At 66.6% G+C, this 11,468-nt stretch carries 11 protein-coding genes; 7 read left to right on the top strand and 4 right to left on the bottom strand.

Features of this window, described 5'->3' with window-relative positions; genetic code table 11:
* From NR101_RS03520 to NR101_RS03505, 4 genes are all read left to right on the top strand, one after another.
* Positions 1 to 602, top strand: a 602-nt coding sequence (locus NR101_RS03520) for a methyl-accepting chemotaxis protein (RefSeq protein WP_256777701.1), incomplete at its 5' end; no start/stop codon positions are given.
* Between the two features lie 53 nt (positions 603 to 655).
* Positions 656 to 1,519, top strand: coding sequence for a CheR family methyltransferase (locus NR101_RS03515; RefSeq protein ID WP_256777500.1), 864 nt, complete (start codon positions 656 to 658; stop codon positions 1,517 to 1,519).
* Positions 1,516 to 2,112, top strand: coding sequence for a chemoreceptor glutamine deamidase CheD (gene cheD / locus NR101_RS03510; RefSeq protein ID WP_256777499.1), 597 nt, complete (start codon positions 1,516 to 1,518; stop codon positions 2,110 to 2,112). The genes NR101_RS03515 and cheD overlap by 4 nt, the downstream gene beginning before the upstream one ends.
* Positions 2,109 to 3,179 (top strand): chemotaxis response regulator protein-glutamate methylesterase, encoded by a 1,071-nt coding sequence (locus NR101_RS03505; protein WP_256777498.1) that lies wholly within the window; start codon positions 2,109 to 2,111, stop codon positions 3,177 to 3,179. Before cheD ends, NR101_RS03505 begins: the two co-directional genes overlap by 4 nt.
* Positions 3,180 to 3,486: 307 nt before the next feature.
* Here the strand turns inward: NR101_RS03505 and NR101_RS03500 are convergent, their stop codons facing one another.
* Positions 3,487 to 3,699 (bottom strand): amidohydrolase family protein, encoded by a 213-nt coding sequence (locus NR101_RS03500; RefSeq protein WP_306175368.1) that lies wholly within the window; start codon positions 3,697 to 3,699, stop codon positions 3,487 to 3,489.
* Positions 3,700 to 3,915: 216 nt separating this feature from the next.
* Between NR101_RS03500 and NR101_RS03495 the strand changes: the two genes are divergently transcribed.
* Positions 3,916 to 4,269, top strand: coding sequence for a hypothetical protein (locus NR101_RS03495; RefSeq protein WP_256777496.1), 354 nt, complete (start codon positions 3,916 to 3,918; stop codon positions 4,267 to 4,269).
* Positions 4,270 to 4,367: 98 nt separating this feature from the next.
* On the opposite strand, the gene acnB is transcribed toward NR101_RS03495, so the two are convergent.
* From acnB to NR101_RS03480, 3 genes are all read right to left on the bottom strand, one after another.
* The gene (acnB, locus tag NR101_RS03490) at positions 4,368 to 6,953 is read right to left on the bottom strand and encodes a bifunctional aconitate hydratase 2/2-methylisocitrate dehydratase (RefSeq protein ID WP_256777495.1); all 2,586 of its coding nucleotides are present in this window, start codon (positions 6,951 to 6,953) and stop codon (positions 4,368 to 4,370) included.
* A 64-nt stretch (positions 6,954 to 7,017) separates the two neighbouring features.
* Positions 7,018 to 7,416 (bottom strand): type II toxin-antitoxin system VapC family toxin, encoded by a 399-nt coding sequence (locus tag NR101_RS03485; RefSeq protein WP_256777494.1) that lies wholly within the window; start codon positions 7,414 to 7,416, stop codon positions 7,018 to 7,020.
* 7 nt (positions 7,417 to 7,423) lie between these two features.
* Positions 7,424 to 7,648 carry an AbrB/MazE/SpoVT family DNA-binding domain-containing protein gene (locus NR101_RS03480; protein ID WP_256777493.1) on the bottom strand — a complete coding sequence of 75 codons (225 nt, stop codon included), beginning with the start codon at positions 7,646 to 7,648 and terminating at the stop codon, positions 7,424 to 7,426.
* Between the two features lie 156 nt (positions 7,649 to 7,804).
* Between NR101_RS03480 and bamE the strand changes: the two genes are divergently transcribed.
* Together bamE and acnA are read left to right on the top strand one after the other, a co-directional pair.
* The gene (bamE, locus tag NR101_RS03475) at positions 7,805 to 8,182 is read left to right on the top strand and encodes an outer membrane protein assembly factor BamE (RefSeq protein WP_256777492.1); all 378 of its coding nucleotides are present in this window, start codon (positions 7,805 to 7,807) and stop codon (positions 8,180 to 8,182) included.
* Positions 8,183 to 8,431: 249 nt separating this feature from the next.
* Positions 8,432 to 11,188, top strand: coding sequence for an aconitate hydratase AcnA (acnA, locus tag NR101_RS03470; RefSeq protein ID WP_256777491.1), 2,757 nt, complete (start codon positions 8,432 to 8,434; stop codon positions 11,186 to 11,188).
* The last annotated feature ends 280 nt before the right edge of the window (positions 11,189 to 11,468 follow it).

The following is an 11,468-nucleotide window of genomic DNA, read 5'->3' as shown; positions in this document are numbered from 1 at the left end:
TCCAGACCAACATCCTGGCGCTCAACGCGGCAGTGGAAGCGGCGCGCGCCGGCGAGCAGGGCCGCGGCTTTGCCGTGGTCGCCTCCGAAGTGCGCACCCTGGCCCAGCGCTCGGCGGGCGCGGCCAAGGAGATCAAGGGCCTCATCGACGACTCGGTCGCCAGCGTCGCCGACGGCTCGGCCCTGGTACGCAAGGCCGGCAGCACCATGGGCGAGATCGTCGCCTCGGTGCAGCGGGTGACCGACATCATGGCCGAGATTTCCGCCGCCTCCCAGGAACAGTCCGCCGGCATCGAACAGGTCAACCAGACCGTGGTGCAGATGGACGAAACCACCCAGCAGAACGCCGCCCTGGTCGAAGAAGCCACCGCCGCCGCACGGGCGATGGAAGAACAGGCCAACCAGCTGGCCGACGTCGTGGCGATCTTCCGCCTGGACAACCAGGTGGCCGCCGCCGTCAGCGCAGTCACCTCGCGCGTGGTGGTGCCGGCCGCCGCGCGCCCGCGCCCGACCCCTGCCGCACGCCCTGCCCCGCGCGCCCAGCCGGCACCACGCGCGCAGCGCAGTGCGACCCCGGACGACGGCAACTGGCAAGAGTTCTGAGTCTTCGTGGCGGCCCCGTCGCCGCCACTTCCCCATTCCCATCGAGTGCGCCTGTGTCCACGCCTTCCGCTCCTGCCGCCACCTCCCAGAACGGCCGCGAATTCGAGTTCGCCGACCGTGATTTCCGCCGCGTCTGCGACCTGATCTACCAGCGTGTCGGCATCTCGCTGGCCCCGGCCAAGCGCGACATGGTCTATGGCCGCCTGTCGCGGCGCCTGCGCGCGCTCGGCCTGCGCAGCTTCACCGAGTACCTGGACCAGCTGGAAAAGGACGGCGGCGAAGAGTGGCAGGCGTTCACCAACGCGCTCACCACCAACCTCACCGCGTTCTTCCGCGAGCCGCACCATTTCGAAAAGCTCGACACCGAGCTGCGCGCGCGTGCCGGTCACGGCACCCTGCAGCTGTGGTCGTGCGCGGCCTCCACCGGTGAGGAGCCCTACTCGATGGCGATCACCGCCTGCGAGGCGTTCGGCACGCTCAAGCCGCCGGTGCGCATCCTGGCCACCGACGTGGACACCCAGGTGCTGGCCACCGCCAGCCGCGGCGTGTACGCCATCGACCGGGTGTCCGGACTCGATCCGGCGCTCAAGAAGCGCTATTTCCAGCGCGGCAGCGGCCCCAACGAAGGCCATTGCCGGGTCAATCCGGCGCTGCGCGACCTGATCGACTTCCGTCCGCTCAACCTGCTCGCCCCCCGCTACGACGTCGGCGGCCCGTTCGACGCCCTGTTCTGCCGCAACGTGATGATCTATTTCGACAAGCCCACCCAGCGCGGCATCCTCTCGCGGCTGATCCAGCACATGGGCGACGACGGCCTGCTCTATACCGGCCACTCGGAGAACTACCTGCACGCCGCCGACCTGATCCAGCCGTGCGGACGCACGCTGTACAAGCGCGCGCCCGGAGCACCGGCATGAACCTGGCGCTACGCACCGACGATGTCATGCGTTACTTCGACAGCCGCTTCAAGGTGACCGCGGCCAAGCTGCTGCCCACCCAGTACCTGGTGGTCGACGACAACACCGCGCTGACCACCACCCTCGGCTCGTGCGTGGCCGCGTGCCTGCGCGACCCGGTGCTCAAGATCGGCGGCATGAACCACTTCCTGCTGCCCGAAGGCAACGTCGGCGATGGCGCACCCGCGCGCTACGGCAGCTACGCCATGGAACTGCTGATCAACGACCTGCTCAAGCGTGGCGCTCACCGCAAGCGCCTGGAAGCCAAGGTGTTCGGCGGCGCCAACGTACTCAAGGGCTTTACCAGCAACCCGGTCGGCACCCGTAATGCCGAGTTCGTGCGCCAGTACCTGCAGGCCGAGCACATCCCGGTGCTGGCCGAAGACCTGTGCGGCATCCATCCGCGCAAGGTGTGGTTCTTCGCCGACACCGGCCGCGTCGTCGTGCAGCGCCTGCCGCATGCGCACGAGGCCGAAGTCGCCGCGACCGAATCGGCCGTGCGTGCGCGTCTGTCCAAGGCCCCGGTCACCGGTGGCGTGGAGCTGTTCGAATGACCCACGGTGCGCCCTGCAGAGTCCTGATCGTCGACGACTCCGCCGTTGTGCGGCAGATGCTCAGCGAAATCCTTGCCAGCGATCCGGGCATCGAGGTGGTCGGCACCGCCGCCGACCCGCTGCTGGCGCGCGAGAAGATCAAACGCCTCGCCCCGGACGTGATCACCCTGGACGTGGAAATGCCGCGCATGGACGGCCTGGCGTTCCTGGAAAACCTGATGCGCCTGCACCCGCTGCCGGTGGTGATGATTTCCTCGCTGACCGAACGCGGCGCCGACACCACCCTGCAGGCGCTGGCACTGGGCGCGGTGGATTTCGTGTCCAAGCCCAAATTCGACGTCGCCCGCGGCCTGCAGGCCTATGCCGAGGAAATCATCGGCAAGGTCAAGATGGCCGCGCGCTCGCGCGTGCGCACCCTGGCCCGCCCCATCACCCCGCGCATCACCCTCGACGCGGTCGCACCGGTCACCCCCGCGCGCAGCATCCAGTTCCGCACCACCGACCGCCTGATCGCCATCGGCGCCTCGGCCGGCGGTACCGAAGCGCTGCGCGTGGTGCTCGAGGGCATGCCCGCCGACGCGCCCGCCGTGGTGCTCACCCAGCACCTGCCGGCCACGTTCAGCACGCCCTTCGCCGAGCGCCTGGACCGGCATTCGGCCATGTCGGTACGCGAAGCCAGCGATGGCGAAGCGGTGCTGCCCGGCCACGCCTACCTGCCGCCGGGCGGCAAGCACCTGCGGGTGATCCGTGACGGTGCGCGCTGGCGCTGCCGCGTGGATGACGGCCCCGCGGTCAACCGACACAAGCCGGCGGTGGACGTGCTGTTCCGCTCGGTCGCCGAAAGTGCCGGTAGCAACGCTATCGGCGCCATCCTCACCGGCATGGGCGACGACGGCGCCCGCGGCCTGCTCGAACTGCGCAACGCCGGCGCCCCCACCCTGGTGCAGGACGAAGCCAGCAGCGTGGTTTGGGGCATGCCGGGCGCGGCCTACAAGCTGGGTGCGGCCGAAGAAATGGTGCCACTGGAGCGGATTGCCGAGCGCTTGATGGCGTTGGCGCGGGGATAGTCCGCGCCAGCCACGCATGGCGTGGCTCTACCCGGCGATCACGCGATGGCCTGGCGTCACCGTTGCGCGACCCTCCCCGGTAGAGCCACCCCACGGGTGGCTGCACGCCATGCCAGACCGAAGAACAGCCACGCATGGCGTGGCTCTACCCGGCGATCGTGTGATGGCCCGGCATCACCGTTGCGCGGCCCTCCCGGTAGAGCCACCCCACGGGTGGCTGCACGCCATGCCAGACCGAAGAACAGCCACGCAGGGCGTGGCTCTACCGTGCGCCCCGGCCAGGCTGAAGCACGCGCGGCGACGTCCCTCACCCGCCCCGGCACCACCGCATCGGGTTGTCCACCAGCAGCTTCCGCTGCAGTTCAGCGGTCACCGCGATCCGCGGAATGAAATCCACCAGCATGCCGTCATCGGGCATAGGCGATTTCAGGTGCGGGTGCGGCCAATCCGTCCCCCACACGACGCGATCCGGCAAGGCAATGTCGGGCAATGCGGGGCAATGCGGGGTATCGCGAGACAATGCGGGGTATCGCGGGGTATCGCGAGGCAATGCGGGGTATCGCGGGGTAGAGCCGAGCCATGCTCGGCTGCTCTACCAGCATGCGCAGCGGTCACCACGTCTGCCTGCACGCAGCCGAGCATGGCTCGGCTCTACCCCGGCCGTGTGTGCTTTGATGTGCCCCTGCACACACGGAGCATGGGCATGACACGGAAGACGCGGTTTCAATTCCTCACAATGGGCGTCCTGCTTCTACTGCCGCTCACCACTGCCATCGCCAGCAGCGACACGTTCCACTTCGACGTGGAGGAAGGTGATTTCGGCTTCCACTTGTCCCTCTTCGGCAGCGATGACCCGGGCGTGGTGCAGGTTGACTGGACGGGTGCACCAAAGCCGATGCCCCATCGCCGCTATTACATCGAGTTCAATCGGGCGAAGAAGCAGATGTACCTGCGCCCAGCACAGGCCGATGGTCTGCCGTGGTTCGAGGTGGACGTGATCGGCAGGCGCGGCGACCTGCTGATCGGCAACCGCCGTTTCAGCGGTTCGGTGGACTGGACACCGGGCGCACGGCATGAAGCGGTGCCATAACGCCTTTCCTGGCCGATACCGCACACACAAAAAAACACCCGGCCTGCGCCGGGTGTTTTCAGTTGAATCCCATCGACCAGCAGTCAATGGCTACCGCATCAGGCAGCGACCGTCTTGGCCACGTCCTGATAGTCCTCGATCTGGTCGAAGTTCATGTAGCGGTAGATGTCCTTGCTGCTGGCATCCAGCACGCCGATGTCGGCCATGTACTCTTCCTTGGTCGGGATGCGACCCAGACGCGAGCAGATCGCGGCCAGTTCGGCCGAACCCAGGTACACGTTGGAGTTGCGGCCCAGACGGTTCGGGAAGTTGCGGGTCGAGGTCGAGAACACCGTCGCGCCCTCGCGCACCTGTGCCTGGTTGCCCATGCACAGCGAGCAGCCCGGCATTTCCATGCGTGCGCCGGCGGTGCCGAAGGTGCCGTAATGGCCTTCCTTGGTCAGCTCCGAAGCGTCCATCTTGGTCGGCGGGGCCACCCACAGCTTGGTCGGGATGTCGCGCTTGCCTTCCAGCAGCTTGGCCGCCGCACGGAAGTGGCCGATGTTGGTCATGCACGAACCGATGAACACTTCGTCGATGGCCGCACCGGCCACGTCCGACAGCGTCTTGACGTCATCCGGATCGTTCGGGCAGGCCACGATCGGCTCGTGGATATCGGCCAGGTCGATCTCGATGACGGCGGCGTATTCGGCGTCGGCGTCGGGCTGCAGAAGCTCCGGGTTGGCCAACCACGCTTCCATTTTCTCGATGCGGCGCGCCAGCGAACGGGCGTCCTGGTAACCCTCGGCGATCATCCACTTCAGCAGCGTGATGTTGCTGGTGAGGTACTCGATGATCGGCTCCTTGTTCAGGTGCACCGAGCAACCGGCGGCCGAACGTTCGGCCGAGGCATCGGACAGCTCGAATGCCTGCTCGACCTTCAGCTCCGGCAGACCTTCGATTTCCAGGATGCGGCCGGAGAAGATGTTCTTCTTGCCGGCCTTGGCCACGGTCAGCAGACCGGACTTGATCGCGTACAGCGGAATCGCGTTGACCAGGTCACGCAGGGTCACGCCGGGCTGCATCTTGCCCTTGAAGCGGACCAGCACCGACTCGGGCATGTCCAGCGGCATCACGCCGGTGGCGGCGGCAAAGGCCACCAGGCCCGAACCGGCCGGGAACGAAATGCCTACCGGGAAACGGGTGTGCGAGTCGCCGCCGGTGCCGACGGTGTCGGGCAGCAGCATGCGGTTGAGCCAGCTGTGGATCACGCCGTCGCCCGGGCGCAGCGAGATGCCGCCACGGGTGGAGATGAACTCCGGCAGCGTGTGGTGGGTCTTGACGTCCACCGGCTTCGGGTAGGCGGCGGTGTGGCAGAACGACTGCATCACCAGGTCGGCCGAGAAGCCCAGGCACGCCAGGTCCTTCAGTTCGTCACGGGTCATCGGACCGGTGGTGTCCTGCGAGCCCACCGAGGTCATCTTCGGTTCGCAGTAGGTGCCCGGGCGCATGCCCTGGCCTTCCGGCAGACCACACGCACGGCCAACCATCTTCTGCGCCAGCGAGAAGCCCTTGCCGGTATCCGGCGGGTCCATCGGCAGGCGGAACAGATCGGTCGGGGCCAGGCCCAGCGCTTCACGCGCCTTGGCGGTGAGGCCGCGGCCGATGATCAGCGGAATGCGGCCACCGGCGCGCACTTCGTCGAACAGCACGTCGGACTTGACCTTGAACTCGGCGATGACCGCGCCGTCCTTCAGGGCCTTGCCGTCGTACGGGCGCAGCTCGATCACATCGCCCATGTTCATCTGCGACACGTCGAGCTCGATCGGCAGCGCGCCGGCGTCTTCCATCGTGTTGTAGAAAATCGGCGCGATCTTCGAGCCCAGGCACACGCCGCCGAAGCGCTTGTTCGGGATGAACGGAATATCTTCGCCGGTGAACCACAGCACCGAGTTGGTGGCCGACTTGCGGCTCGAACCGGTGCCGACCACGTCGCCCACGTAGGCCACCAGGTGGCCCTTGTCCTTCAGCGATTCAATGAACTTCACCGGGCCGCGCTTGCCGTCTTCTTCCGGCTCGATGCCATCGCGCTTGTTCTTCAGCATCGCCAGCGCATGCAGCGGGATATCCGGGCGGGTGGTGGCGTCCGGGGCCGGCGACAGGTCGTCGGTGTTGGTTTCGCCGGTCACCTTGAGCACGGTGATGGTCAGGCTTTCGGGCACCTGCGGGCGGCTGGTGAACCACTCCGCATCGGCCCAGCTCTGCAGCACGCCCTGGGCGTGGGCATTGCCGGCCTTGGCCTTTTCCTGCACGTCGTGGAAGGCGTCGAACACCAGCAGGGTGTTCTTCAGCGCATCGGCGGCGATCGCACCGACGGTGGCGTCATCGAGCAGCTGGACCAGCGGGGCGACGTTGTAACCGCCGAGCATGGTGCCCAGCAGTTCGGTGGCGCGCTCGCGGCTGATCAGCGCATTGACTTCGCTGCCCAGGGCGATCGCGGCCAGGTACGAGGCCTTGACCTTGGCGGCATCATCGACGCCGGCCGGCACGCGGTGGGTCAGCAGCTCCAGCAGGAACTCAGCTTCCCCGGCCGGCGGGTTCTTCAGCAGTTCGATGACGTCGGCCGTCTGCTGGGCGCTCAGCGGCAGCGGCGGGATGCCAAGCGCGGCGCGCTCGGCTACGTGGTGGCGGTAGGCTTCCAACATGACAACTCCCGGGAAATTCTTTGAAAAAACTGCGGTTGAATACAGCGGTAAACGGTGCGTGGGCTCAGGCTTGCGGCACGATCAGCTTCAGGCCCTTGAAGTAGTCGCGAAAAAACGTGTCGTTCCAGGTGATCAGCCCATCGCACTGCAACAGCGCGTGCGAGCCGACCATGAATTCGTCCAGGCCGCGCCTGCCGGCGCCGCGCTGGCGATGGCGGCGATGCATTTCGCCGGCACGCAGGGCGGACTTGGCCTCCAGCGGGCTGAAATGGATGCCCATTTCCTCCAGCGCTTCCTGCACCTCGGCCCCGCCGCGCAGCGAGGCGCAGATCTCGGCCAGGGTCACCGCGCAGATCACCACGCGCCCGCCGACCAGGCTCTGGCGCAGGTACGCCTCCACCGCGTCGGCCTGCGGTCCGTTGCTGAGCAGTTCGATCAGGACCGGGGAATCGACAGCGATCATGCCGCGCTCATTCCTCGTCGCGGACCGCATCGACGGCGGCCTGCGCCGAATCGAAGCCGTCCAGTGCGAACTTGCCGCGGGCGCGCGAGATCGCATCGTCCACGCTCTTGCGCAGGATGATCCGGCTGCCGTCCAGCTCGACCTTCAACTGGGTGCCCTTGGTCAGGCCCAGCGCATCGCGGACCGCCTTGGGCAAGGTGATCTGCCCGCGTTCAGCTACGGTGGCTTCCATGGGGTACGCCTCAAAAAGTATGTATGAATTGTACGTACTTGATGGGTTCAGGGCAAATCGATGTTCTGTGACTGGCACCGTAGGCAGGGCCGCAGCCGGCGGGATAGACTGAACGGCAGGCAACCCTGCCCCATCGATAGAAAAGGACATCCCGCGATGCGTGCCACCACCCTCACCCTCGCCCTGCTGTTTACCGCCCCGCTGGCACTGACGACCGCGTCGGCCCAGGCCAACCCGTTCGGCGCCTACACCACCGGCACGGAAATCACCCAGCAGCAGATGGACGCCGCCCAGGTCGGCAAGACCACCCAGGAGCAGGTCCGCGAAGCCTTCGGCGCGCCGAGCCGGCGCGAGCAGCTGGGCGACACGCAGGTCTGGTATTACGACTTCGTCAAGATCAAGTCGTTCGGAAAGAACATCCAGGAAGCGACCGTGTTCGAGTTCGGCAAGACCGGTGTGCTCACGGCCAAGTCCAAGTCCAACGCGGTGGGCAAGACCGGCAACCCGCTGATCGACGCCGCCAACGGCAAGTAACCGGCATCGCCCGGCAACGCTTCCCCGACGGGGCGCCCATGGGCGCCCCGTCTGCGTTGGACGCACCGCTGTGATGACACCGGCGCTACATGTGGCTGTGTAACCTTGTGTTCTGTCACTGGCCGGCCATGGCGTGGCACGGGATCGCTCATACTGGCTGCGATCCGGTACCCCAGGGCCGCCGGCAAACGCAAGCAGGCCCGCTCCGCGCGGACCACTGCAAGCCATCCGCAAGAGGAGTCACCCCGCATGAGCGATTCGTTCTCCACCCGCAGCCAGCTGGACGTCGGCGGCAAGACCTACGACTACTTCAGCCTGCCCAAGCTCGGACAGCAGTTCGATATCTCCCACCTGCCCTATTCGATGAAGATCCTGCTGGAGAATCTGCTCCGGCACGAGGACGGCGGCGCTACCGTCGGCCGCGACCACATCGAAGCGGTGGCCAAGTGGGACCCCAAGGCCGAACCGGATATTGAAATCGCCTTCATGCCGGCCCGCGTGGTCCTGCAGGACTTCACCGGCGTGCCCTGCGTGGTCGACCTGGCCGCGATGCGCGATGCGGTGGTCAAGCTCGGCGGTCGCCCGGAACAGATCAACCCGCAGATCCCCTCCGAGCTGGTGATCGACCACTCGGTGCAGGTGGATGTATTCGGCACGCCGGATGCGTTGGACCTCAACGGCAAGATCGAATTCCAGCGCAACATGGAACGCTACGGCTTCCTGCGCTGGGGCCAGAAGGCGTTCGACAACTTCAAGGTGGTGCCACCCAACACCGGCATCGTCCACCAGGTCAACCTGGAAAACCTGGCCCGCGTGGTGATGACCGCGGACAAGGATGGCAAGGCCATCGCGTATCCGGACACCGTGTTCGGGACCGACAGCCACACCACCATGATCAATGGCATCGGCGTGCTCGGCTGGGGCGTGGGCGGCATCGAAGCGGAGGCGGCCATGCTCGGCCAGCCGTCCTCGATGCTGATCCCGCAGGTGGTCGGCTTCAAGCTGACCGGACGCATGCCCGAAGGCGCCACCGCCACCGACCTGGTGCTGACCGTCACCCAGATGCTGCGCAAGCACGGGGTGGTCGGCAAGTTCGTCGAGTTCTTCGGCGAAGGCCTGCAGCACCTGCCGCTGGCCGACCGCGCCACCATCGGCAACATGGCACCCGAGTACGGCGCCACCTGCGGCATCTTCCCGATCGACGGCGAATCGCTGACCTACCTGCGCCTGTCCGGCCGCAGCGAGGAACAGATCGCGCTGGTCGAGGCCTACGCCAAGGCCCAGGGCCTGTGGCACGACGCCGACACCGCACACGCCAGCTACAGCGTTACCCTGGAACTGGACATGGGCACGGTCAAGCCGTCGCTGGCCGGCCCCAAGCGCCCGCAGGACCGCGTGCTGCTCGAGGACGTCAAGCAGAACTACCGCGACAGCCTGGTCGGCCTCACCACCAACCGCGACAAGCGCACCGAGGATGTATCCAACTTCGTCAATGAAGGCGGTGGTGCGGCGGTCGGCAACGAGCAACTGGCCAAGGGCTACAGCGATGTCGAACTGGACGGCACGAAATTCCGGCTGAAGGATGGCGCGGTGGTGATCGCCGCGATCACCTCGTGCACCAACACCTCCAATCCGGCGGTGATGATCGGCGCCGGCCTGCTCGCCCGCAACGCGGCCGCCAAGGGCCTGGACCGCAAGCCGTGGGTGAAGACCTCGCTCGGCCCAGGCTCGCGCGTGGTCACCGATTACCTTGAAAAGGCCGGTGTACTCACCGAGCTGGAAAAGATCGGCTTCTACGTGGTCGGCTACGGCTGCACCACCTGCATCGGCAACTCCGGCCCGCTGCCGGCCGAAGTCAGCGCGGGCATCGCCGCGGGCGACCTGGTGGTGACCTCGGTGCTGTCGGGCAACCGCAACTTCGAAGGCCGCGTGCACCCGGAAGTCAAAATGAACTACCTGGCCAGCCCGCCGCTGGTGGTGGCGTATGCGATCGCCGGCACTACCGACATCGACCTGACCACCGAACCACTCGGCACCGGCAGCGATGGCCAGCCGGTGTACCTGCGCGACATCTGGCCCAGCAACAAGGAAATCGGCGATGTGATCGCCGCGACCATCGGCCCGGAGATGTTCAAGCAGAACTACGCCGACGTGTTCAAGGGCGATTCGCGCTGGAACAACATCAAGTCCCCGGACGGCGACCTGTATGAGTGGGACGGCCACTCCACCTACATCAAGAACCCGCCGTATTTCGAGGGCATGACCATGCAGGTCGGCCACATCGAAGACGTGCACGGCGCGCGGGTGATGGGCCTGTTCGGCGATTCGATCACCACCGATCACATCTCCCCGGCCGGCAACATCAAGAAGGATTCGCCCGCCGGGCGCTTCCTGCAGGAACGCGGCGTGCAGCCGGCCGACTTCAACAGCTATGGCAGCCGCCGTGGCAACGATGACGTCATGGTCCGTGGCACCTTCGCCAACATCCGCATCAAGAACCTGATGTTCGGTGGCGAGGAAGGCGGCAACACGCTGTACTTCCCCAAGGACGGCGGCGAGCCGCAGAAGCTGGCCATCTACGACGCGGCCATGAAATACAAGGCCGAAGGCGTGCCGTTGGTGGTGTTTGCCGGCAAGGAGTATGGCACCGGCTCCTCGCGCGACTGGGCGGCCAAAGGCACCAATCTGCTGGGCGTCAAGGCGGTCATCGCAGAGAGCTTCGAGCGCATCCATCGCTCCAACCTGGTCGGCATGGGCGTGCTGCCGCTGCAGTTCAAGGCCGGCGAGAACGCGCAGAGCCTGGGCCTGGACGGCTCGGAAACGGTCGACGTCACCGGCCTGCAGGACGGCGTCAGCAAGACCGCCACGCTCACTGCGACCAAGGCCGATGGCACGACGAAGACCTTCGAGGCGCACGTCATGCTGCTCACCCCGAAGGAAGTGGAGTACTTCAAGCACGGCGGCCTGCTGCAGTACGTGCTGCGCCAGCTGGCGGCGAAGGGCTGAAACGCGCCACCGCGGCCCGCCTGCACCGCAGGCGGGCCGCCCGGTAGTGCCGAGCCATGCTCGGCACCGGCAACCTCCAGCCATCCTCAGCCCCGGTAGTGCCGAGCCATGCTCGGCACCGCTAACCTCCAGCCATCCTCAGCCCCGGTAGTGCCGAGCCATGCTCGGCACCGGCAACCTCCAGCCATCCTCAGCCCCGGTAGTGCCGAGCCATGCTCGGCACCGCTAACCTCCAGCCATCCTCAGCCCCGGTAGTGCCGAGCCATGCTCGGCACCGGTA

Origin of the sequence: Stenotrophomonas sp. Ste86 (genome assembly GCF_024519465.1) — a bacterium.
In the GTDB taxonomy this organism is placed as follows: domain Bacteria; phylum Pseudomonadota; class Gammaproteobacteria; order Xanthomonadales; family Xanthomonadaceae; genus Stenotrophomonas.
The sequence above is the reverse complement of the archived record's forward strand: the minus strand, read 5'-3'. Positions and strand labels throughout refer to the sequence as shown.